Origin of the sequence: Dyella sp., from assembly GCF_051954575.1 — a bacterium.
GTDB lineage: Bacteria > Pseudomonadota > Gammaproteobacteria > Xanthomonadales > Rhodanobacteraceae > Dyella_B.
Map to the genome: position 1 here is coordinate 1 of NZ_JBQCHP010000088.1, position 21,675 is coordinate 21,675.

Consider the following 21,675-nt stretch of genomic DNA (forward strand, 5'->3'; position numbering starts at 1 on the left):
GTATCCCGACCAGCCCAGCACGACCACGCGCGACGATGGCGAATGGCTGACGGGGCGGCGCGAACGCAATTTCGCTATCTTTCCGCAGCATGCCGGCACGCTGACCATTCCGGAAATCACGCTCACCTGGTTCGACGTGCAGAGTGGACAGCAGCGTGTCGCTACGATTCCTGCGCACACCTTGACGGTGGCCGCAGCCGCACTCGGTGCACCGCCGGCGGCTGCCGCATCCGCGCCGCAGCCTGCGCCAACGACGGCCAACAGTGTCGCCGCCACACCCGCGATTGCGCCTGCGACCCGCGCAGTGGCCACGCCCTGGCGGTGGATCGCCCTGGGCAGCCTGGTCTTGTGGCTGATCAGCATGCTGGCGTTCGCGTGGTGGTATCGCAGCAAGCGCTCACGCGGCACGCACCCGCCTGCGCGTCGTGCGGAGCCGGCCGATACGACACGCGCGCTGCGCCAGGCCTTCCTGGAGGCGGCGCGCGGCAACGATAGCCCGGTTCAGGCGCGGTGCCTGCTTGCCTGGGCACGCTCCGAACGCCCCGAGCTGCGCAACCTGGGCGAGGTGGCGGAGGCATTGGCGTCCAGTGAGCAGCGCGCGGCGATCGAACAACTGCAGCGCGAGCACTACGCGGGCGTCAGGACGGCGCAACGCATCGATCTGGCCGCCGTGTTCGCCAAGGGCTTCGCATGGCGTCAGGCGAAAGCCGCCGAGACGGATTCACCGCTGCCGCCGCTGTATCCGTTCAAGCTCGATTGAGCGCGTCCTGCCAGATCGACGCCATGTGCGCGTCGTAGCAGCACAGCTGCACGTCCATGGCGTCGGGCGCGATCTTGCGCAAGGTGGCGATCGCCACCCGCGCCGCCTGTTCGGGTGGATAGCCATAGACGCCGCAGCTGATCGCCGGAAAGGCGATGCTTGCGATGGCGTGTTCGTTCGCCAGCGCGATGCACGAGCGATAGCACCGCGCCAGCAGTTCAGCTTCGTCGCGATGGCCACCGTGCCAAACCGGCCCTACCGTATGAATGACATGGCGCGCCGGCAGCAGGAAACCCGGCGTGATGCGCGCCTCGCCGGTCGGGCAGCGCACGCCGGGCGCCACCTGCGGCAAGGCTTTGCAAGCCTCCAGCAAGCCAGGGCCGGCCGCGCGATGGATGGCGCCATCCACGCCACCGCCGCCCAGCAACGCGCTGTTGGCCGCGTTCACGATGGCGTCCCGAGGCAACCGGGTGAGGTCGGAAGTGACAACGCTAATGGGCATGGTTTGGGCTTATGCTTGGGCCGAATGGGATCATTCCCTAGCGACACCGGGCGATTGCATCATGCCAAAGACGGAAGATATTTCCTTCGGTTACTTGCTGAACGACATTACCCTGCTGTTTCGCAAGCACTTTGACCGGCGTGCGGTGAAATTCGGTTTGACGCGAGCCCAATGGCGCGCCACCAAGATGCTTTATCACCGCGAAGGCCTGCGCCAGACGGAGCTGGCCGAATTCCTGGAAATGGAACCCATCGCCGTCGGCCGCGTCATCGACCGCCTGCAGGCGGCCGGCTTCGTGGAGCGGCGGCCCGATCCCAAGGATCGCCGCGCCTGGCGCCTGTACACCACTGCGCAGGCAAGCGGAGTGATCGACGACATGGAGCGCATTGCGCGCGATCTGCGGCGCGAATGCACGACGGGCATCACCTATGAGGAAATGACCCAGGCGATGGACGTGCTGACGCGGCTGAAGGAAAACCTGCAGGCGCTCGATGCCGCGGAAGCTCCCGCCGAAGCCGGCGAGGATGCGATCGTTCCTTCCGCTCTTCGAGAAGAAGGGTAGGTTGGGCCGGAGCGCAGCCGCAGCCCAACCTGCGCGAACATCACTAAGCCCTCTCCCCCGAAAGAGAGAGGGCAAAAGTGCAAGGACTGCTCAGTCCTCCGCCCCATCGTGTGCAAACGCACCGGGCGCTGAACCGAAATCACCATCGGCCTGCGCAGCCATGTAGGAGAATACGGCGTATACCGCCACGTTCTGCGCCAGCTCTTTCGGATCGATCTTGTCCAGCGTGTCGTTGGGCGTGTGGTGCCAGTCGAAGTAGTGTGTGCCGTCCTGCACGAGCGTGAGCGCGGCCATGCCCTTGCCGTGCATCTGCGAGAGATCCGAACCGCCGCCGCCCGGCTTCTTCGCGTCATAGCTCACGCCGATCGGCGCCAGCACCTTGGCGATCTGCGCGATGGCGCCGCGCGCCTCGGGCTTCACGCTGGCGGTCATGCGCCACACCGGGCCGGCGCCGAAATCCGATTCGGTACCGAGCTGGAACTTGCTTACTTCCGAGGCGTGCTTCTCGGCATACGCACGACCGCCCCACAGGCCCATCTCTTCATTGGCAAAAGCGATCACGCGGATGGTGCGGTCGGGACGCTGCGGCAGATCGTGGATCACCTTGGCGGCGCCCACGGCGATCGCCACGCCGGCGCCGTCATCGATGGCGCCGGTGCCCAGATCCCAGGAATCAAGATGGCCGCCGATGGCGATCACCTGGTCAGGATATTTGCTGCCGGTGATCTCGCCGATCACATTGGCGCCGGTGTACTGGCCTTCGATGCCGCAATCCAGGTCAAGCTTCACCGTGACCGGCTTGCCATAGGCCAGCACGCGCTCGAGCTGGTCAGCATCCGGATTGGGCAGCGCCGCAGCGGGAATCGCCTTGGCCGGATCGGTGAAGCCCGTGACGCCGGTGTGCGGGGTGCGGTCGTTGGCGTCGGTGCCGGCCGAGCGCAGCAGATAGCCCGCGGCGCCCTTGGCCTGAGCGATCACCGGACCCTGCACGCGGATCGGCGAACCGATGCGGCCGTAATCCAGGCCATCTTTGTGCCGCTGCATGCGCTCGCCAATGTAGACGATCTTGCCTTTCACGCTGGCAGGATCGGCGGCCTTCAATGCATCCAGGCTGGCGAACTGCACCACTTCGGCGGTCAGGCCGCCCCTGGGCGTGGCCGGCGAATAACCGAGAGCGGTAAGCGTCAGCGGCTGCGCAAATGGCGCGACGATGGCGCCGTGCTCGCTGCGGCGCACCCACAGCGGATAGCTCACCGGCTCGGTGTACACCTTGTCGAAGCCCAGCGCCTTGAACTTGGCCACCATCCAATCGCGGCCACGCTCATCGTTCACACCGCCGGCAAGGCGCGCGCCGACTTCGGTGGTGAGCCCTTCCACCACTTTGTAGGCGGTGTCGTCATGCAGCGCCTTGTCGCGCAATTGTTCGGCCGTCTGCACGGCGGATGCAGGAATGGTGGTGGGCGCATCCTTGGCGCAAATCGATCCGGTAGCCAGCATCAGGCTGGCGGCGAGCAGGGTGAGGGAGTGACGCATGGGTGGCTCCGTGGGGTGATCTGATTGGTTCTGCATAGGCGGCATGATGTCCAGAAGGCTCGCAGGCTGTGCCGCGCGGCTGGGCAAGACGGCCAGTCTTCCCGGCGCCGCGCAACACATCCTGCGAGCCTTCTGGACATCACCCTTCGGGCCGGCCCTGTCTGTCCGCATACCTTCGGTCCGCCGCCTCGAAAGACGGCCAGTCTGCCTTCGCCGACGGCCCTGTGGTCTGCGAACAGACAGGACCGGTGACGCCTATGCAGAATCAATCAGAGCACCCCATGGGAGCCACGATTATCGGTGTCCTATCGGATAGCGCTTAGGCCGAAAGTCATGCTCGCCATTTACACCTTGTTCTTCAACAGATCGCGGATTTCCGTCAGCAACGCCACTTCCGGCGACGTCGCTGCCGCGGCCTTCTGGTAGAACCTGTTGACCAACTTGACCAGCAGAAAGATCGCGAATGCCACGATCAGGAAGGCGATCACGGTGTTGATGAAGCTGCCGTAGGCGATCGCCACTTCCGGAATCTTGTGCGCAGGATTGCTGTTGTCGGCGGGTCGTATCACCCATTTCATATCCGAGAAATCGATGCCGCCGGTGATCCAGCCGATCGGCGGCATGATCAGGTCGCTCACCAGCGAGGTGACGATCTTGCCGAACGCCGCACCGATCACTACGCCCACCGCCATGTCCACGACGTTGCCGCGCGTGGCAAATTCTTTGAATTCCTGCAGCATGCTCATGGTCGTCTCCGTTGGGTTGTGCGCCGGATGGCGTTGTGAAGTTCAGTGCGACGATGGCGTCGCCGATAGCGTCAAACGATGCGGCTTTCCAGCACGGCGACCCCTTCGACTTCCGCGCGAAAGCGATCGCCGCGTTGCAGCGCTGCCACGCCGGCGGGCGTGCCGGTGAAGATCAGGTCGCCGGGCTTAAGCTCGAACAGCGTGGACAGCGCCGCAATGATGTCGGCGACGCCATGTACCATCTCGCCCAACCGGCCCTGCTGGCGCACCTGACCGTTCACGGCGAGGCTGATGCGCGTACCGGCGTGCAGCGTGGTCTCGCCTGCCGGGCGCAAGGCGGACACCGGTGCGGAATGGTCGAACGCCTTGGCCACATCCCATGGATGGCCCTTGGCCTTGGCGATGGCCTGCAGATCGCGTCGGGTGAGGTCGAGCCCCACGCCGTAGCCGAAGACGGCCTGCGCCGCCTGCCCGGCATCGAGGTTGCTGCCGCCGGCCTTCAACGCCACTACCATTTCCACCTCGTGATGGAGTTCGGAGGTGGCCGTAGGGTAGGGCACGTCCGTGCCATCGGCGAGCACGGCGTCGGCAGGTTTGCAGAAGAACATCGGGGCCGAAGCATCTACTGTAGCCCCCATTTCACGGGCATGCTCGGCGTAATTGCGGCCGATGCAGAACACGCGGCGGATGGGAAAGCGTTCCTCGCGGCCGAGGATCGGGAGGCTGGGGATGGCAGGAGGATCGATCGCGTAGCGCATGCCAAAAAGGGTAGCAGCTTCATGCACCTGCCTGGCAACACGCCGATCGGACAGGTGTCCATTTGTCAGCACGCATCGCGCACCAGGGCGCCACGTCAGCGGTGCGCAAGCAAAAATAGGCAGTTTCTACGACCTTTGCGGACATGACGTTGTCGATTCCGGGGTCGCTCGCACGTCGTAAGACATGACAGGTGTCATTGGCATGGGTTGATGAGCGCACGTGGCAGGACATGGCCGAGGCCATTATCGTGCGCGCATCGGGGACAACGGGACAAAAGCGTGAGCAATGCCGATCTACTGAAGGAACTCAAGATCGAACGCCATCAGCGTGAAGAGCACGGACATGGGCCGGCGCGCTGGCCCTGGATTGTCGGCGTGATCGTGCTGGTGCTGGCGGGGCTGGGCGCGGGCGCCTGGTGGTGGTTTGGACATCGGCCCGTTCCGGTGCACACCGCGCAGGCGGTGGCGGCGGGCAGCGATCCGGCGGCCGGCGCAGTATTGCAGGCCACCGGTTACGTCACCGCACGCCGGCAGGCCACCGTTTCCGCGCAGATCACCGGTACCCTCACCGCGGTGCTGATCGAGGAAGGCGATCACGTCAAGCAAGGGCAGATCCTGGCCAAGCTGGACGACAGCCAATACAAGGCCGCGCTCGATTCGGCCATCGCGCAGGCCAGCGCCGCGCATGCGCTGGTCAATCAATACGAAGCGCAATTGGCGCAGAACCAGCGCGACGCGACGCGCAGCGAAGCGCTGGCCGAACGCGGGCTGGTGTCCAAGCAGGCGGCCGAACAATCGCGCACGCTCGCCAGCAGCACGCGCGCGCAACTGGCCTCACAGCAGAGGCAGGCCGCTGCCGCCGATGCACAGGTGGTGGAGGCGCAGGTCAACTACGGTTACTGCATGATCCGCGCACCGTTCAATGGCGTGATCACCACCAAGGATGCGCAGGTGGGCGAAGTGGTGTCGCCGTTCTCGGCCGGCGGCGGCTTCACGCGCACCGGCATCGGCACCATCGTGGATATGGATTCGCTGGAAGTGGACGTCGACGTCAACGAGGCCTATATCGGCCGCGTCACGCCCAACATGCCGGCCGAGGCGGTGCTCGATGCGTATCCGGACTGGAAGATTGCCGCCCACGTGATCGCCATCGTGCCGGCCGCCGATCGCGGCAAGGCTACAGTCAAGGTGCGCGTGGCGATGGAAAAGAAAGATGCGCGCATCGTGCCGGACATGGGCGTGCGCGTCTCGTTCCTGGAAGCCAAGCCCGCCACCGCCGAACAGGCGCCCAAAGGCGTGCTGGTACCGGCCAAGGCGATCGTGAAGCGCGACGGCAGCGACAGCGTGTTCGTGGTTAGCAACGGCAAGGCGCATCGGCAAACCGTGCAGCCTGCCGCGCAGGCTTTCGGCGAAATGCGGCTGATTCCTGCCGCGGTAAGTGCGGGCGACAGCGTGGTGGTGTCGCCGCCAGACGAGCTTCGCGACGGTTCCGACGTAAGCGTGCAGGCTCAATAAACAACTTAAGGCATGCGCGATTCGCGCGCAGCCACAACCGTTCCACTCGGGAGGATGTAGCTATGGGTACGTTGATCGAGATCCGCGATCTTTCCAAAGTTTATGAGCGTGGCCGGCAGAAGGTGGAGGTGTTGCATCACATCAACCTCAACATCGCCGAAGGTGATTTCCTCGCATTGATGGGGCCGTCCGGTTCGGGCAAGACTACCTTGCTGAATTTGGTCGGTGGCCTGGACACGCCCAGCGGCGGCAGCATCAGCGTGGGCGGGCAGCGTATCGACCAGTTCGGCGCCGGCGCACTGGCCCGCTGGCGCGCTTCGAACGTCGGCTTCGTGTTCCAGTTCTACAACCTGATGCCGATGTTGAGCGCGCAGCGCAATGTAGAGCTGCCGCTGCTGCTGACCAAGTTGTCCGCGGCGCAGCGGCGCAAGAATGCGGCCATTGCGTTGCAACTGGTTGGCCTGGCCGATCGCGCCTCGCACAAGCCGAGCGAGCTTTCCGGTGGTCAGCAACAGCGCGTGGCGATTGCGCGCGCGATCGTTTCCGATCCTGGCTTGCTGGTGTGCGACGAACCAACCGGTGATCTGGATCGCCATTCGGCCGAAGAGGTGCTCGGGCTGCTGCGTCAGCTCAATCGCGAACACGGCAAGACCATCGTGATGGTCACGCACGATCCGAAAGCGGCCGAGTACGCCGATCACACGTTGCATCTGGACAAGGGCACGCTGGTCGAACAGGTCACGGCCTGAGGAGGGTGTGATGAAATATTTCCATCTGATCTGGGCTGCGCTGTTCCGGCGCAAGACCCGCACCATCCTCACGCTGGTGTCGATCGCCGCGGCGTTTCTGCTGTTCGGCATGCTCGATGCCGTGCGCACGTCGTTCGACCAGGCCGGCAAAAGCGCCAATGGCGCGCAACGCTTGCAGACCGGTTCGAAGCTGTCGTTCATCGAGACCTTGCCGCAAGGCCTGGCCGAGCAGATCGCGCGCGTGCCCGGCGTGAAATCGGTGGCGTATGCGAACTGGTTCGGCGGCGCGTACCAGGATCCGCACAACCAGATATTCACCTTTGCGGTGAGCGATAACTACGTCGATCAATATCCGGAAGTGCAGGTGAGCGATGACGCGCGCAAGACCTATCTGCAAACGCGCACCGGCATTCTGGTGGGCGACAAGCTGATGGAGAAATACCACTGGAAGGTGGGCGACCAGATTCCGTTGCAGTCGAACATCTTCCCGCAGTTGAACGGCAGCAAGAACTGGACCTTCAACATCGTCGGCGTCATGCATCCGAAAGAAACCAGTGCGGGCTTCTACAGCCAGATGATCCTGATGCACTGGAAGTATTTCGACGACAGCGTCGCCAAGGGCTACAACGGCGGCCGCGTGGGCTGGTTCGTCACGCGCGTGAGCGACGTGAATCAGGCTGATCGCATAGCCAAAGCGATCGATGCGCTATCGGCCAATTCGGACCACGAAACCCGCACGCAGACCGAAGCGGCCGCTACCGCGTCATGGATGAAGCAGTTGGCTGACATAGGTTTGATCGTCGGCTCGATCATGGGCGCCGTGTTCTTCACGCTGCTGTTGTTGACGGGCAACACCATGATGCAGGCGGTGCGCGAACGCACCTCGGAGCTGGCGGTGATGAAAACCCTAGGCTTTTCCGATCACAGCGTATTGGCGATGGTGCTGGCCGAATCGGTGCTGCTGGTGCTGCTCGGTGGCGTGATCGGCATCGCGCTGGCGGCGGTATTGATTCCGGGCGTAAGCGCGAGCAGCGGAGGCATGTTGAACCTGCCCACGGTCGGCGCGAGCAGCTGGATGCTGGGCATCGGCCTGATGCTGGCGATCGGTGCGGTGGTCGGCGCGATTCCCGCGTGGCGGGCGATGCGTCTGAACATCGTCGATGCGCTGGCCGGCCGCTAAAGGAGCACAGTCATGAATTTTCTTTTCAACCTTGCAGTGCTGGTCACGATGATCATCGCGCTGTTCGTATGGGTGCAGTTGCCCTGGTACGTGGTACTGGCGCTGGCGGTGGTGTTCGCAGCCTGGATGGCGTTGACGCGCCGCGGGCGGCAGGCCGCTTCCGTTACCGGCGTGGGCGTGAGCACGTTGCGCCAGCGGCTCGGTTCGTCATCGGTGGTGATCGTGGGCATCGCCGGCGTGGTCGGCGTGTTGGTGGCGCTGCTGGCGATGGGCGAGGGGTACAGTGAAACGCTGCGCAAGACCGGTAGCGATGACACGGTGATGGTGCTGCGCGGTGGTTCGGCCGCCGAAGTCAGTTCGGTGATGACCCGCGACGGCATCCTGGTGGTCGACCAGGCGCCTGGCGTTGCGCACGACAGCCAGGGCAAGCCGATCACTTCCGGCGAAATCGTGGTGGCGGCCAATCTGCCGATCAAGGGTGGCGGGCCGGATGAAGAAGGCAGCGTGCAATTGCGCGGCGTGGGTGACGGCGCCTGGGCTGTGCGTCCCAACCTGAAAATCATCGCCGGCCGTAAATTCCAGCCGGGCATGCGTGAGCTGGTGGTGGGGCAGGGTGCGCAGCGCCAGTTCGCCGGCCTGGAGCCCGGACACGCAATCAAGCTTGGCGCGCAGACCTGGAACGTGGTCGGCGTGTTCGCCTCGGGCGATGCACTGGATTCGGAGATCTGGGGCGACGCCGACGTAGTGGCCGAGGCTTACCGGCGCGGCAGCAGCCGCACTTCGATGGTGGTCAAGCTGACCGACGCCAAGGCGTTCGACGCGTTCAAGGCGGCGTTGGCCGGCGATCCGCGCCTGCAAGTGGATGTGGACACCACGCTCAACTACTACAGCAAGCAGTCCGAAGGCATGAGCAAGGTGATGCGCGTGATGGGCATTACGGTCGGCACGATCATGGCAATCGGCGCGCTGTTCGGCGCGCTCAACACCATGTTCGCCGCTGTGGCCGCGCGTGCGCGGGAAATCGCCACGCTGCGCGCGATCGGTTTTCGCGGCCTGCCAGTGGTGGTGGCGGTAATGCTGGAGACGATGCTGCTGGCTTTGATCGGCGGCTTGATCGGCGGCGCACTGGCGTGGCTGATCTTCAATGGCTGGACGGCATCCACGCTGGCCACAGGCACCACTGGGCAGCTCGCCTTTACCTTCAAGGTGACGCCGGGCCTGCTGTGGGAAGGCTTGAAGTGGGCGTTGGCGATCGGCTTCGTCGGCGGTTTGTTTCCAGCGCTGCGTGCGGCGCGTTTGCCGGTGACGACGGCGCTGCGCGAGTTGTGATGGTCGAGGAGTGGGAACGGTGATATCCGTTCCCGCTCTTATTCGATGCTTACGATGGCAGTCCGTGCGCTGGGCCGCTTTGCGCGTCCCAGCGCAAGCGACAACAGCACAAGCGCTACCAACGTCGTCACGTTGCAAGCCAAGCCGGTGGCGAAGGCATGCGCATACACGCTCGCGCCGCTTTGACCATGCAATGCCGTGTAGAACACGCCGCCGATTACCGCCACGCCGAGCGCCGCGCTGATCTGCAATCCGGTGATCACCATGCCCGACGCCAAGCCTGCGTGATGTATGCCAACGCTGCCGATCACGGTGCGGATCAAGGAAGGCATGGCGATACCGAACCCGCATCCGGCGATCACCAGCGCCGGCGCGAACACGCTCTGCGGCACGATGTGCAGCACTGTCGCGATAACCAAAGCGAAACCCACCGCCTTGCACGCGCACGCCAATGGCAACGCGCGATGGCCGAGCGCATCGATCACGCGCGGCGCACTGATCGAACCCACGAAATAGCCGATGGTGAACGGCACGGTGGCCAGCCCGGCCTGCAAGGCACTGTGTTGCAGGCCGTTCTGCAAATACACGGCAAAGGTGAGGAAGAAAGCGGAGGTGAGATAGATGCCGAGGGTCACCACCATGCCCAGCGAAAAATCGCGCTCTTGGAACAGCCGCACGTCGATCAATGGCGAGCCGCCACGTCGAACGAGTCGTGCTTCGAAGCGCACGAACAGCGCGAACGTCAGCAGCGAGCAGGCCAGCATCGCGTAAGTCCATAGCGGCCAGCCTTGCTCGCGCCCTTCCACCAGCGGATACACCAGCAGCGCCAAGGCCAGCGACAGCAAGCCCACGCCGCCCAGGTCCAGGCGCGCGGCATGCTCGGCGTGCGATTCGCGCAGCAGCATCGCACCGCCGATCCACGCCGCCACGCCCACCGGCAGGTTCACCAGAAAGATCAGCTGCCAACCCAGGCCCCACAGATGGCTGGACACCAGCACCCCGCCCAGCAGCGCACCGAGCGTGGCGGCAATGCCGAACGTGGCCGAATACAAACCCAGCGCGCGCGGTTGCTCGGCCTGGGGGAACATCACGCGGATCGAGGCCAGCACCTGCGGCGCCAGCGCGGCAGCCGCCATGCCTTGCAGCATGCGGCCGGCGAGCAGGGCGTCCGACGACCACGCCAGCCCGCATATCAGCGACGCGAGCGTGAACCCGGCAATACCCAGCAGAAACAACCGCCGGCGGCCGAACAGATCGCCCAGCCGCCCGCCCGTGATCAGGAACACCGCATAGGTCGCCGCATATGCCGAGATCACGAACTGCAGCTGTGCGGCGCTGGTATGCAGCGCGGCGCGGATCGAAGGCAGCGCCACGTTCACGATGAAGAAATCCAGCGGCGGCAGGAAGGCGCCCGTCAACAGAACAGGCAAAGCCAGCCAGCGCCGCGGATCGCCTGCGGCGTCGTGCGTCGTCATGTCGTTGCTCCACAAATCAGCTTGGCGCCCATGCTAGTGCGCGCCTAAGATAAGAAAAATTCATCGCCGGATATTTCAGTCATGAACGTTGAAAATGGATATCTGCGGCGGCCACTGGATCTGGATGCCGTGCAGGCCTTCGTGCTGGTGGCCGACCTGAACAGCTTCACGCGCGCGGCCGAGGCGCTCGATACCACCCAATCGGCGGTGAGCCTGAAACTGAAGCGCCTGGAAGATCGCCTGGGCCGCCGCCTGCTGGAGCGCACGCCCCGTCGCGTGCGCCTGTCCCATCAAGGCGAAGCCTTTCTGCCGGCGGCGCGCGAACTGCTTGAAGCGCACGAGCGCGCAGTGAGTGGCCAGCCACACGTCCACCTGAGTTTGCGCATCGGCATCAGCGATCAGGCTGCCGGCATGGAGTTGCCCACGCTGCTGGCGAAAGTGGGGGCATATGACCGGTCTTTGCGCATCGAAGTGCGCATCGGCGCCTCTTATGGCCTGCTTGGCGCCTACGACCGCGGCGAGATCGATGCGGCAATCGTCTGCCGCGACAGCAGCCGCGCCGATGGCGAACTGCTGTTCGTCGAACCCTATGCCTGGTACGCGATACCGCATTGGGAGCAGCCGGCGGGAGAGCCCTTGCGTATCGCCTCGCTCGCCGCACCTTGCCATGTTCGCGCAATGGCGCTGAAAACGCTGGATGACGCCGGCATTGCGTGGAGCGAGGTGTTTGTCGGCGGTGGCTTGCCCGCCGTCGCCGCCGCGGCTTCAGCGGGGCTGGCGGTGGCGCCGCTGCCGCGGCGCGCCTGCCCATCCAACGCTGTCGAAGTTGGTGAGCGCCTGGGTTTGCCGAAGCTGCCGCTTACCGAAGTGATGCTCTACAACCGCGTAGCGGATCCGCGCACACGCGAAGCCGTGCGCATTCTGGCGGCGGCGCTGCGCGCATCCGTGGCGTCTTAGGGTGGCGTCTTAGGGCATCACCGGCGGCACGTACGGCAAGGTAAGCCCTAGCAACCACAACAGGCCCAGCACCAGCGGCACGTGCACGACGAACTGGATGAAGGTGAAGCCGACCACGTCGCGCGCTTTCAGCCCCAGCACGCCGAGCAGCGGCAGCATCCAGAACGGATTGATCAAATTCGGCAAGGCTTCGGCGGCGTTGTAAACCTGCACCGCCCAGCCCAGATGCACGTGTAGATCGTTCGCCGCCTGCATCACATACGGCGCCTCGATCAGCCATTTGCCGCCACCGGACGGTACGAAGAAGCCGAGCACCGAGGAATACACGCCCATCACCAGCGGAAAGCTGTCGGTGGAGGCAATATGCACAAATACGCCGGACAGCCGGTGCGCAAGCGTTTGGCCGTCCAAACCGGGCGCATGCGTAAGCAGTGCGGCGATGCCGCCATACAGCGGAAATTGAATCAGCACACCGGCCGTGCTCGGCACCGCGCGCGTCACTGCGTTGAGAAAACTGCGCGGGCGCCAATGCAGCAGCAAGCCGACGGTAAGGAACAGGAAGTTGTAGGTATTGAGATTGGCGATCGCGGTAACGACCGGTTTGTTGGCGAATTCGTAACCCAGCCAACCCAGGCCGAGTACGCCGATCAGGATGGACAGTACAGGGCTGTATTCCAGCCATTCGCCGGGGCGGCGGCGCGGCGGCAGCACGGGCGTGGCGCTTTCCACCGCGGCGAAATCCTGCGCGATGCGCGCCTGCGCATCCGACGGTGCAGTAACCCAGCAGATCAGCAGCGAGACCAGGATCAGCACCGCCGTCAGCGCGATCGATTGCCACAGGAAAATCGTCTGGGTGAAAGGCAATACGCCGGTAATTGACAGCAGTCCCGGCGGCATGCTTTTCGGATTGGCCTGCAACTGCGCCGCGGACGACGATAAGCCCATCGCCCACACCGCGCCCAGGCCCAGATAGGCCGCCGCGCCGGCCGCGCGATAATCCATGCGCAGTTCTTCGCGACGCGCCAATGCGCGCACCAGCAGGCCGCCGAACACCAGCGAAAATCCCCATGACAGCAGCGAAGCCAGCATGCTGACCAGGCCGACGTAGCAGATCGCGCCGCGTCCGCTGCGCGGCGCGCGCGCCAGCAGATCGATGAAGCGCGCCACGACCGGCGCGGTAGCCAATACATAGCCGCCGATCACCACGAAGGCCATCTGCATAGTGAAAGGAATCAGGCTCCAGAAGCCATCGCCGAACGCATTGGCGGTGACGACAGGCGTGGCGCCGAAACCCAGCACCGCGATGGCCACGACGACCACGCCCAGTGCGGCGAACACCCATGCATCTGGGAACCAGCGTTCTGCCCACGCCGCGCTGCGTAAGGCGGCGCGCGCCATCCGGCCGTCGGTTGCGTTGCTCATGGACGCAGCTCTCTTCGAGGAGTGCGTCTATGGTGGCGGGACGTCATGCGTGGCGGCAAGCGTCCACGCGTGGCACCTCAGTGCGCCTGTCGTTGCCGCGCGAACGTGATGATGCCCACGCCCAGCAGGATCACCGCCATGCCGGCCAAGTCGTAGGGCCCAACGGTTTCGCCCAGCAACAACACACCGAACAGCACAGCCACCGGCGGATTGACGTACGCATAACTGGTGGCGAACGCGGGACGCGCATGCTTGAGCACGTACAGGTAAGCACTGAAGGCGATCAGCGAACCGAACACCACCAGGTACGCCGCCGCAGCCGTGGCGTGCAGCGAGGGATGCGCCGGCAGCTTCTCGGAAGTAAGCATGCCTACCGCGAGCAGGGCGACGCTGCCGCACAGCATTTGCGCAGCGGTATTCATCATGCCCGCGGGCATGTCCTGATGTTTGCTCCACACCGAGCCGAACGCCCATGCCATCGCCGCGATCAGCAAGGCGATCGCACCGACGTGCGAGCCGGACAAGGCGCTGCCGAGATTCAGCACGATTACACCGACAAAGCCGATCAGCAATCCGGCCGTTTCCGATCGCGTCGGCCAGTTGCCGTATAGCGCCGCAAAGATCGCCGCGAACAACGGCATGCTCGCCACCGCGACAGCCGAAACACCCGAACTCACGCTTTGCTCGGCATAGCACACCAGGCCGTTGCCGAAGCCGAGCAGCAGCACGCCGGTGAACGCCGCGTTGCGCCATTGCCGTGCGCTGGGCAGCGGCGTGCCGCGCCAACGCAGGTAGCCGAACAGCAGCATGCCCGCGATGGCGAAACGCAGTCCGGCGAGCAGAAACGGCGGGTAGCTTTCCAGCGCAATGCGTATCCCTAGGTAGGTGGAGCCCCAGACGATGTACAGCGCGAGCATCGCCAGGGGCACCCACGCGCCGGCGCGGTTCTGGTCGCTCGCCGTGGCAAGCGTGTTGGTGGCCGAATCGTTCATGGGCGAGGAGATGGGGAAGAGCCGCCACGATACCTGCGCGGCGGGCGTTGGAGTAGCGAAAGCGGTGCAAGCGTGCGTTGACCCAGCGTCAATGCGCCGGCCCCGTCCCGCTCAAGCGGCGCGCTATCCCTGCCGCGCCGCCTCTTCCTGGGCAAGCAGCGCGCGCTTGCGTTCCACGCCCCAGCGCCAGCCGCCCGGCGAGCCGTCTTCGCGCACGATGCGATGGCACGGCACGATCAAGGCCAGGCGGTTGTTGCCGCAGGCCTGGCCGATCGCCCGGGCGGCGCCGGGCTGGCCCAGTTCCGCGGCGAGTTCGCCGTAGCTCTTGGTGGTGCCGGCCGGGATGCGGGTAAGGGCGTCCCACACGCGCCACTGGAACGCGGTGGCGGCCACGTCCAGTGGCGGCATCTCCGGCGCGGCGCGGTCACTCCAGCCCAGCTCGCTGGCGATGCGGGCGATCACGGCGTCCAGCCATTCCTCGCGGCCGTTGTCGACGCGCTCGCGGCTGGCCTTGGGAAACTCATCGGCCAGCCGTTGTTCCAGTTCTTCGTCGTTCGCGCCCAAGGTGACCGAGCAGATGCCTTTCGCCGTGGCGGCCACCAGCAACTGGCCCAGAGGCGTGCGGGTGGTGGTGTAGCGGATGTGCGCGCCGGCGCCGCCGGCGCGATAGCTGGCCGGCGTCATGCCCAGCAGGCGGTTGGTATTTTCGTAGACGCGGCTGCCAGAGCCGAAGCCGGCGTCGTACACCGCATCGGCCACGGCGCAGCCTTTGCGCAGCGCGCTCTTGAACTGGCCGAAGCGGCGCGCGCGATGGTATTCGGCCGGGCTCATGCCGTAACGGCGGCGAAAGGCCCGTTGCAGATGGCTGGGGCTGAGCTTGGCCGCGTCGGCCAGGGTGGCCAGCGAAGGCGCCTCCGTCGCGCGCTCGATCAGCGCGCGGACGTGCTCCAGCGGTGCTTCAAGGGTGGCGAGGGAGTTACGCATGGCAGTATCCGAAAGGGGATTTGCCGTCAGCTTAGGGAAGCCGCCCCGCGGACAGCTATCCGGATCTTGCACTCACGCTCAGTGGTGCGCCACCGGACGGGAGTTGCGGATCACCACGTACTCGCCTTCCAGCACCTCCGGCTGGCGTGCGCGCCGGGCGGCGCCCGGCACGGCGACGCGGCTGCGCTTCCATTGCCGCCACAGCAGCCAGAGCGCTCCGCCAACGGTCAGCACGCCGGCCACGACCAGGCCGAACACCATCAGCACGCCCACGACAATCAAGCCCAGCACCACCGACAGGGCCTGGGCAAGCGGGTGACGACGACGGTGCAAAAGCGGAAGGACGACGCGCATGTTAAAAATCCGTATGGTAAAATCAAGGACTTACGCACGTAACGATGAGGCCATAGGGCCTCCAAGGCAAGTGCCCATGGAAACCGCAGCATCTCCCCGCCGCCTGTGCCGGCTTCACGACATGCCCGATGGCGAGGCCATCGCGGTGGACGTGCTGCTGCCCGATGGCGAGGAAAGCGTGATCCTGCTACGCCTGGGCGAGCGCGTGAACGCCTGGTTGAACATCTGCCCGCACGCGGGCCGCCGCCTGGACTGGGCGCCGGGCAAGTTCTTGGTCTCCAAGGGCATGCTGGTTTGCGCCGCGCACGGCGCCTGTTTCGGCGTGGATACCGGCGAGTGCATCAGCGGGCCATGCCGGGGCGAGAGCCTGCGAGCCGTGCCGGTGCGCGTGGAGCAGGAAGAAGTGTGGCTGGCTTGATGGGTCCAGCCCCCGCGCTGCCGCATGCCCGACAACAATTGGCTGTTTGTACTCACCGATAAAGCAGCAGGCGCTGTCGTGATGCGCTGAGTACGCCTGGAGCTGGCGAAAGCGGGCTGGGGTTCGGTGTTCCTACACGAGCGGTAGTTGCCTGATGGGCGCGCAGCTTCGCGCTGACGCGTTAGCATGGCTTCGTAAGGCGGCCGCTGCGATGCGCATTCATGCATTGGCATACACGGCGCTGGCCGGAGGCTGGGAAAGCCATCCATGCATGGCGGGTGCGATGCCGCATCTGATTGACGCGCGTAGTGCTCGTCCTAAGAAAAAACCTTCACGAATGCTGATGTCAGGATGTCAGGATTTGTCATCCTGCATGGACGGTCGATGCGATGTTGCTTTGCTAGCATTTTCGCTTGATGTTTTTCTGTTTGCTCCGGTGAAGGTTTGTGTTCCCAGCCTGGTCGCCGCAGTGCGCGGTTGTGTCTCTCTCGATGTGAAGTTCGCCTGTATGGAGCCGCGCCATCCGACATTCATCACGCCGAGCCTTATCGCTGCGCAAGCGCAGCGATAAGCGTGGCTAACTGGAGGCCTGCTATGTTGCCTACAACAAGATCATCGCTGCTTGTCGCCGTGGCCGTGGCTGGCATCGCTGCATGCTCGAGCGCGGCGCGCGCCCAAAGCCAGGCCACCGTCAACGTGACTGGCAGCATCAGCGGATCGACCTGCACGGTGACCACCGCCAACCTAAGGGTGTATATGGGGCAACCCAGCGTGTCGGAGATCACCGCGGTACCGGTAGGGTCTGCCATCCAGCGCTCGAGCGGTGACACTATTGTCATCAACTGCCAGCAGACGGGTGCGAACCCGCAGATCAGCTTCACCGATGCCAATAATACGGGCAGCACGGCAGCTTACCTAAGTTTGACACAGGGCGGAAATCCCGCCAGTGGCGTGGGTATTCAATTGTTCCGCAGCGATGGCACGGCGATTCAGTTGGGCCAAAGTTACAGCGTTGGCCAGAACTTATCGGCGGGTTCGCACGATGTGCCTTTCACGGCGCGCTACTACCGCACGGCGACTGTGGTGACGGCAGGCAACGCCAACGCAAGCGCCGTTTTCCAATTCGTTTTTCCATGACTGACGTAAGGCCCAATGGCTGCGTACCGGAAGAGCACGACAGCGCTGGTACTGCCCATGAGAGTGTAGCGCTGGATTTCGCTTGCAACTAAATGGTTGAAAGCGGCCGCTTGCGGAAATGTTGGCTGGCTCGGGATAAGGAGAGTCTGTTTATGATACGTCAAGCAAAATATCTGGAAGGCCGGACATTATTCGTATGGATGGCGTTGCTGGTTGTCGGCTTGTTGCCCGGCGTATCCTTGGGCCAGGGATTGTGCAGTAACACTTACTCCGGGCCTTTCTACGTCCAACCGAGTTTCCCCGTCCTTAATGTCGGCCCGAACGTCAAGGTCGGCGATACGGTTGCCACGGTGGACGTGACTGCCAATTCCTTTGGGGTAACGTGCGGTATTACTGGTGGTCGCGTTTTTGTCGCTTACGAGCCGACCGCGGGGTGGGAGCCGGTGCCTGGTTTTGACAATGTTCGCCACCTGAGAATGAACTCCGCGACGGGGCCCAACTCGCCTTTAGGTCTGCGAGCGAGCAAGGTTACTTCCTTCCAGTCATGGACTGGATCCAGCGCGACCATTCCCGCAGTAACCTATAGGTACGAAATCATCCGCATCAGTTCGGCGTCCATGCCTGCTGGTACGCAGCTTTATGCTTCGGGGATCTGGAGGATGACGGTGGCTCCGCGGGCCGTTTATCTTGTAGTGGGCGGCACTCAAACGCCATGGTTTCTAGGCACTGGTTCTGTAGCTGCTCCGACCCCCACCTGCAGCATCAGCGCTGGCAGCGCGATCACGCTTAACGTGGGCAATGTCAGGGCCAGCAGCTTACCTAACGTGGGATCTTTTTCATCCACCAGTGCACAGCAAAATATCGTGCTCAGTTGCCAGAACAGTCCCAACGTCGTCATGACTGTCAATGGAACCACAGTAAATGGCTACACCGATGTATTGGCGCTTAGCTCAGCATCGACCGCGGCCGGCGTGGGCGCGCAATTGCTCTATAACGGGTCGTCTACGCCTTACACGATCGGCAGCGGCGGCGCCACCAGGATTGCCACCGCTGCCGGGGGCACCGTTACTGTGCCTTTTGCAGCAAGGTATTACCGAACGGGCGATCTGTCCCCCGGAACCGCCAACGCCACGGCGACGGTGCAATTTACCTACAACTGAGTGACGTTAGCGCCGTGCGCGTATGCGCAATGCAACGCGATAGTTATTCAGAGGCGTGCGTTGACCTGGTTCTTGGGCAGCACGCCTTTGATGTCGTATACCACGCCGTCGGGCATGATCAGTGCCCGTACGTCGTAAGCACCACCCGCCTTGAATTGCGTATGCGCTACGGCTAACACGACTGCGGCGTAGGTTCCTTTTTCCGCTACGTCCGGCAGCAAGCGCAGACCGTAGTGACGGTAGGCTTCCTCGACGTCGGCCCAGGGATCATGCACGTCGACGGTGGCGCCGAAGCTTTCCAGTTCGCGCACCAGCTCGACCACGCGCGTGTTGCGCAGGTCCGGGCAGTTTTCCTTGAAGGTGAGGCCGAGCACCAGCACGCGGCTGCCGCGAATCGCATGGCCCTGGCGAACCATCAGCTTGATTACCTCCGCGGCGATATGCTGGCCCATCGCATCGTTGATGCGGCGGCAGGCGAGCAGGATGTCCGGATAGTAGCCGGTCGATTGCGCTTTCTGGATCAGGTAATACGGATCGACGCCGATGCAATGGCCGCCGACCAGGCCGGGCTGGAACGGCAGGAAATTCCACTTCGTGCGCGCGGCGTCGAGCACGTCCTGCGTGTCGATGCCTAAGCGATGGAAGATCAGCGCGAATTCGTTGATCAAGGCGATATTGGCGTCGCGCTGCGTGTTCTCGATCACCTTGGCCGCCTCGGCCACCTTCAGGCTCGGCGCCTTGTGCGTGCCGGCGGTGATGATGCGCGCGTACAGCGCGTCGACGAAATCCGCCGCTTCCGGCGTCGAGCCCGAGGTGATTTTCGGAATCGTGGTGAGCCGGCGCTGCTTGTCGCCGGGATTGATACGCTCGGGGCTGTAGCCGACCGTGAAGTCGCGATTGAACGCAAGGCCGGAAGCTTGTTCCAGTTCCGGCACGCAAATCTCTTCAGTCGCGCCCGGATACACGGTTGACTCGTAGATCACCACATCGCCCTGCTTGAGCACACCGCCGACCATCTGGCTGGCGCGGATCAAAGGCATGAAGTCGGGACGCTTGTGCTCATCCACCGGCGTCGGCACGGTGATGATGAAAACGTTGCGATCGCGCAGCGCTTCCACCTCGGTGGTGAAGCGCAACTGCGTGGCGGCGCGCAGTTCTTCATCCGTCGTTTCCTGATTGCCGTCGGAGCCTTGGCGCAGGGCGTCCACGCGCGCTGCGTCGATGTCGTAGCCGAGCGTATCGAGCTGGCGTCCGAATTCCACGGCAAGCGGCAGGCCGACGTAACCGAGGCCGATCACGGCCAGGCGAGGGTCGCGGGGGTAGGAAATCACGGGTTTTTCAGCCACATCGCAGATCAAAGACGGCGCTGAGGATATCGGACTGCCGCGACGATGTGGGTGGCGCGCGTCGAGCCTGTCAGCGATACATGAGATTGACCACCACCAGCGTGATCAGCAACACGATAAAGGTGAGCGGCACGCCCGCGCGCAGGAAATCCCTGGCGCTGTAGTCGCCGGGACCGGTCACCATCATCAGCGCGGGATGGCCGGAACTGAGCAGGAAGGTGTTTGACGAGGACACCGCCACGATCAACGCATACGCCGACGGATTGCCGCCGGTCGCCACCGCCACGCTGATTGCCACCGGCACCATCATCACCGTGGCGCCCACATTCGACATCACCTGCGAGAAGGTCAGCGTAAGCAGGGCCAGCGACAGCTGCAGGATCCACGGCGAGGCATGCCCCAGATGCAGCAGCACTTCCTGCGCCACCCAGGCGGCGGTGCCGGTGGAATCCATCGACCAACCCAGCGGAATCAGGCAGGCGGTGACGAAGATGGTCTTCCAGTTCACCGCGCGATACGCCTCGTCCATGTTCAGCACGCCCGAAAGCAGCATGCCGACCGCGCCGGTCATCATTGCGATGGAAAGATCGAGGTTGGTGAACAGCGCCAGGCTCTTGGCCAGCAGGAAGAAGCCGACCGCCTGCCAGATCTTGTTGGGGCGCTGCTCCTCGCGCGGGATGTCGGTGACGACCACCAGATCCTTGTCCTCGGAGACATCCTGCAGCGCTTTCCAGCTGGAATGCAGTACCAGCGTATCGCCGGTGCGCAGGCTCACTGCGCGCAGATCGTCGCGATACACCTGGTCGCCGCGCGTCACCGCCAGCACCGAGATGCCGTAGCGCTTGCGCAGGCGCAGCTCGCCGACCGATTGCTTGAGGAAGCGCGAGTTGGGCGGAATCACCGCTTCGGAAATGCCCGCGCGGGTGGGATTGAACAGTTCGGCCAGTTGCCGCATGCGCGGCGAAACGCGGCACAGCTGGTTATTGGCGAAGCGGTTGAGTTCATCGCGCGGGCCGAGCACGCCCAGCACGGAACCCACCCAGATCACCTGATCGGCCGGCGGCGCCATGCGCGCTTCGTTGCCGCTCTTGATCGCCAGGATCAGCGGCGCGCCGTGCAATTGCTCGACCTCGCCGATGCTCATGCCGACCAAGGGGCTTTCGGCGGTGACGGTGAGTTCGGCCGTTTCGCCGACGATGCCGTAGGTTTCGGCGAAGTAGCTTTCGGTACGGCCGGGCGTCACCTTCTGCCGTTCGTCTTCCCGCTCAGGCAGCAGCTTATTGGTGTAGAAGTAGAAGAACAGCACGCCGGCCACGGCCAATGCCAGGCCCACCGGCGTCACGCTGAAGAGGCCGAATTTGGGCACCGTCTGCGCGCCGGGCGGCAGGTTGGCGTTGGCGCTGGCGATCAGGTCGTTGAGCACGATCAGCGGCGAGTTGGCGATCAGCGTGGTGTTGGTGGCGGTGAGAATGCAGAACGCCATCGGCAGCAGCAGGCGCGAGATCGGCACGCCAGTGCGCGCGGAAAGGCGGCTGGTGACGGGAATCATCAAGGCGGCCAGCGCCTGGCTGGGAATCACCGCGCTGAACAGGCTGGTGACCGAGTTGATCACCAGGCCCAGGCGCGATTCCTTGCCGCGCGCCATGCGCATTACGAACTGCGCGGTGAGGCCCAGCACGCCGGCGCGGTCCAGCCCGGCGCCCATGATCATGATCGCGATGATCGCGATCACCGCGTTACCGGCGAAGCCATTGAAGACGCGGTCGGAGGGAATCAGGCCGGTGAGGCCGATCACC

The 21,675-nt window shown here is 64.2% G+C and carries 21 protein-coding genes and 1 pseudogene; 11 read left to right on the forward strand and 11 right to left on the reverse strand.

Annotated elements, in window-relative coordinates; genetic code table 11:
• Positions 1-760, forward strand: a pseudogene (locus ACTHNE_RS12430) (BatD family protein); the annotation flags it as partial.
• On the opposite strand, the gene ACTHNE_RS12435 reads toward ACTHNE_RS12430, so the two are convergent.
• Positions 747-1,262 carry an O-acetyl-ADP-ribose deacetylase gene (locus tag ACTHNE_RS12435; RefSeq protein ID WP_440269409.1) on the reverse strand — a complete coding sequence of 172 codons (516 nt, stop codon included), beginning with the start codon at positions 1,260-1,262 and terminating at the stop codon, positions 747-749. The pseudogene ACTHNE_RS12430 and the gene ACTHNE_RS12435 sit on opposite strands and share 14 nt — an antisense overlap.
• 61 nt (positions 1,263-1,323) lie before the next feature.
• Here ACTHNE_RS12435 and ACTHNE_RS12440 point away from each other — a divergent pair, with 61 nt between their 5' ends.
• Entirely contained in the window at positions 1,324-1,824 is a 501-nt protein-coding gene (locus ACTHNE_RS12440) for a MarR family winged helix-turn-helix transcriptional regulator (RefSeq protein WP_324946923.1), read from the forward strand.
• A 90-nt stretch (positions 1,825-1,914) separates the two neighbouring features.
• Here ACTHNE_RS12440 and ACTHNE_RS12445 read toward each other — a convergent pair whose 3' ends face one another.
• The 3 genes from ACTHNE_RS12445 to ACTHNE_RS12455 form a co-directional block, all read right to left on the reverse strand.
• Positions 1,915-3,357, reverse strand: coding sequence for a M20/M25/M40 family metallo-hydrolase (locus ACTHNE_RS12445; RefSeq protein WP_440269410.1), 1,443 nt, complete (start codon positions 3,355-3,357; stop codon positions 1,915-1,917).
• A gap of 344 nt (positions 3,358-3,701) precedes the next feature.
• Positions 3,702-4,103, reverse strand: coding sequence for a large-conductance mechanosensitive channel protein MscL (mscL, locus tag ACTHNE_RS12450; protein WP_440269411.1), 402 nt, complete (start codon positions 4,101-4,103; stop codon positions 3,702-3,704).
• A 71-nt stretch (positions 4,104-4,174) separates the two neighbouring features.
• Positions 4,175-4,861, reverse strand: coding sequence for a fumarylacetoacetate hydrolase family protein (locus tag ACTHNE_RS12455; protein WP_324946929.1), 687 nt, complete (start codon positions 4,859-4,861; stop codon positions 4,175-4,177).
• A 279-nt stretch (positions 4,862-5,140) separates the two neighbouring features.
• Here ACTHNE_RS12455 and ACTHNE_RS12460 point away from each other — a divergent pair, with 279 nt between their 5' ends.
• The 4 genes from ACTHNE_RS12460 (at position 5,141) to ACTHNE_RS12475 (ending at position 9,634) form a co-directional block, all read left to right on the forward strand.
• Positions 5,141-6,376: an efflux RND transporter periplasmic adaptor subunit gene (locus ACTHNE_RS12460; RefSeq protein ID WP_440269412.1), complete on the forward strand. Its 1,236-nt coding sequence runs from the start codon at positions 5,141-5,143 to the stop codon at positions 6,374-6,376.
• A 62-nt stretch (positions 6,377-6,438) separates the two neighbouring features.
• The gene (locus ACTHNE_RS12465) at positions 6,439-7,125 is read left to right on the forward strand and encodes an ABC transporter ATP-binding protein (RefSeq protein WP_324946933.1); all 687 of its coding nucleotides are present in this window, start codon (positions 6,439-6,441) and stop codon (positions 7,123-7,125) included.
• Between the two features lie 10 nt (positions 7,126-7,135).
• A complete protein-coding gene (locus ACTHNE_RS12470) occupies positions 7,136-8,305 on the forward strand; it encodes an ABC transporter permease (RefSeq protein WP_324946935.1) in 1,170 nt (389 codons plus the stop codon).
• 12 nt (positions 8,306-8,317) lie between these two features.
• Positions 8,318-9,634: an ABC transporter permease gene (locus ACTHNE_RS12475; protein ID WP_440269413.1), complete on the forward strand. Its 1,317-nt coding sequence runs from the start codon at positions 8,318-8,320 to the stop codon at positions 9,632-9,634.
• A 38-nt stretch (positions 9,635-9,672) separates the two neighbouring features.
• On the opposite strand, the gene ACTHNE_RS12480 is transcribed toward ACTHNE_RS12475, so the two are convergent.
• The gene (locus tag ACTHNE_RS12480) at positions 9,673-11,109 is read right to left on the reverse strand and encodes an MFS transporter (protein WP_440269414.1); all 1,437 of its coding nucleotides are present in this window, start codon (positions 11,107-11,109) and stop codon (positions 9,673-9,675) included.
• Positions 11,110-11,190: 81 nt separating this feature from the next.
• Between ACTHNE_RS12480 and ACTHNE_RS12485 the strand changes: the two genes are divergently transcribed.
• A complete protein-coding gene (locus tag ACTHNE_RS12485; RefSeq protein WP_324946941.1) occupies positions 11,191-12,066 on the forward strand; it encodes a LysR family transcriptional regulator in 876 nt (291 codons plus the stop codon).
• Between the two features lie 9 nt (positions 12,067-12,075).
• Here the strand turns inward: ACTHNE_RS12485 and ACTHNE_RS12490 are convergent, their stop codons facing one another.
• The 4 genes from ACTHNE_RS12490 to ACTHNE_RS12505 form a co-directional block, all read right to left on the reverse strand.
• Positions 12,076-13,464 carry a short-chain fatty acid transporter gene (locus tag ACTHNE_RS12490; protein WP_440269418.1) on the reverse strand — a complete coding sequence of 463 codons (1,389 nt, stop codon included), beginning with the start codon at positions 13,462-13,464 and terminating at the stop codon, positions 12,076-12,078.
• Between the two features lie 101 nt (positions 13,465-13,565).
• Positions 13,566-14,480, reverse strand: coding sequence for a drug/metabolite exporter YedA (gene yedA / locus ACTHNE_RS12495; RefSeq protein WP_324946943.1), 915 nt, complete (start codon positions 14,478-14,480; stop codon positions 13,566-13,568).
• Positions 14,481-14,603: 123 nt separating this feature from the next.
• A complete protein-coding gene (locus ACTHNE_RS12500; protein WP_324946945.1) occupies positions 14,604-15,464 on the reverse strand; it encodes a bifunctional transcriptional activator/DNA repair enzyme AdaA in 861 nt (286 codons plus the stop codon).
• 78 nt (positions 15,465-15,542) lie between these two features.
• Positions 15,543-15,797, reverse strand: a complete 255-nt coding sequence (locus tag ACTHNE_RS12505; RefSeq protein WP_440269415.1) for a hypothetical protein — start codon at positions 15,795-15,797, stop codon at positions 15,543-15,545.
• Positions 15,798-15,894: 97 nt separating this feature from the next.
• Here ACTHNE_RS12505 and ACTHNE_RS12510 point away from each other — a divergent pair, with 97 nt between their 5' ends.
• The 4 genes from ACTHNE_RS12510 (at position 15,895) to ACTHNE_RS12525 (ending at position 18,533) form a co-directional block, all read left to right on the forward strand.
• Positions 15,895-16,236 carry a Rieske (2Fe-2S) protein gene (locus tag ACTHNE_RS12510; RefSeq protein WP_324946949.1) on the forward strand — a complete coding sequence of 114 codons (342 nt, stop codon included), beginning with the start codon at positions 15,895-15,897 and terminating at the stop codon, positions 16,234-16,236.
• A gap of 154 nt (positions 16,237-16,390) precedes the next feature.
• Positions 16,391-16,807 carry a hypothetical protein gene (locus ACTHNE_RS12515; protein WP_324946951.1) on the forward strand — a complete coding sequence of 139 codons (417 nt, stop codon included), beginning with the start codon at positions 16,391-16,393 and terminating at the stop codon, positions 16,805-16,807.
• A 23-nt stretch (positions 16,808-16,830) separates the two neighbouring features.
• Positions 16,831-17,373, forward strand: coding sequence for a fimbrial protein (locus tag ACTHNE_RS12520; protein WP_440269416.1), 543 nt, complete (start codon positions 16,831-16,833; stop codon positions 17,371-17,373).
• A gap of 152 nt (positions 17,374-17,525) precedes the next feature.
• Positions 17,526-18,533, forward strand: a complete 1,008-nt coding sequence (locus ACTHNE_RS12525) for a fimbrial protein (protein WP_324946955.1) — start codon at positions 17,526-17,528, stop codon at positions 18,531-18,533.
• 47 nt (positions 18,534-18,580) lie between these two features.
• Here the strand turns inward: ACTHNE_RS12525 and ACTHNE_RS12530 are convergent, their stop codons facing one another.
• Positions 18,581-19,861 carry a nucleotide sugar dehydrogenase gene (locus ACTHNE_RS12530; protein WP_324946985.1) on the reverse strand — a complete coding sequence of 427 codons (1,281 nt, stop codon included), beginning with the start codon at positions 19,859-19,861 and terminating at the stop codon, positions 18,581-18,583.
• 88 nt (positions 19,862-19,949) lie between these two features.
• The coding region (locus ACTHNE_RS12535) for an SLC13 family permease (RefSeq protein ID WP_440269417.1) at positions 19,950-21,675 on the reverse strand (1,726 nt) is incomplete at its 5' end.

Coding starts and splice junctions, on each gene's coding strand:
- ACTHNE_RS12480 (WP_440269414.1), bottom strand. CDS start 11,109: ATGACGACGCACGACGCCGCAGGCGATCCGCGGCGCTGGCTGGCTTTG.
- ACTHNE_RS12445 (WP_440269410.1), bottom strand. CDS start 3,357: ATGCGTCACTCCCTCACCCTGCTCGCCGCCAGCCTGATGCTGGCTACC.
- ACTHNE_RS12470 (WP_324946935.1), top strand. CDS start 7,136: ATGAAATATTTCCATCTGATCTGGGCTGCGCTGTTCCGGCGCAAGACC.
- ACTHNE_RS12510 (WP_324946949.1), top strand. CDS start 15,895: ATGGAAACCGCAGCATCTCCCCGCCGCCTGTGCCGGCTTCACGACATG.
- ACTHNE_RS12465 (WP_324946933.1), top strand. CDS start 6,439: ATGGGTACGTTGATCGAGATCCGCGATCTTTCCAAAGTTTATGAGCGT.
- ACTHNE_RS12440 (WP_324946923.1), top strand. CDS start 1,324: ATGCCAAAGACGGAAGATATTTCCTTCGGTTACTTGCTGAACGACATT.
- ACTHNE_RS12520 (WP_440269416.1), top strand. CDS start 16,831: ATGTTGCCTACAACAAGATCATCGCTGCTTGTCGCCGTGGCCGTGGCT.
- yedA (WP_324946943.1), bottom strand. CDS start 14,480: ATGAACGATTCGGCCACCAACACGCTTGCCACGGCGAGCGACCAGAAC.
- ACTHNE_RS12515 (WP_324946951.1), top strand. CDS start 16,391: ATGGGCGCGCAGCTTCGCGCTGACGCGTTAGCATGGCTTCGTAAGGCG.
- ACTHNE_RS12475 (WP_440269413.1), top strand. CDS start 8,318: ATGAATTTTCTTTTCAACCTTGCAGTGCTGGTCACGATGATCATCGCG.
- ACTHNE_RS12500 (WP_324946945.1), bottom strand. CDS start 15,464: ATGCGTAACTCCCTCGCCACCCTTGAAGCACCGCTGGAGCACGTCCGC.
- ACTHNE_RS12525 (WP_324946955.1), top strand. CDS start 17,526: ATGATACGTCAAGCAAAATATCTGGAAGGCCGGACATTATTCGTATGG.
- ACTHNE_RS12455 (WP_324946929.1), bottom strand. CDS start 4,861: ATGCGCTACGCGATCGATCCTCCTGCCATCCCCAGCCTCCCGATCCTC.
- ACTHNE_RS12490 (WP_440269418.1), bottom strand. CDS start 13,464: ATGGCGCGCGCCGCCTTACGCAGCGCGGCGTGGGCAGAACGCTGGTTC.
- mscL (WP_440269411.1), bottom strand. CDS start 4,103: ATGAGCATGCTGCAGGAATTCAAAGAATTTGCCACGCGCGGCAACGTC.
- ACTHNE_RS12485 (WP_324946941.1), top strand. CDS start 11,191: ATGAACGTTGAAAATGGATATCTGCGGCGGCCACTGGATCTGGATGCC.
- ACTHNE_RS12435 (WP_440269409.1), bottom strand. CDS start 1,262: ATGCCCATTAGCGTTGTCACTTCCGACCTCACCCGGTTGCCTCGGGAC.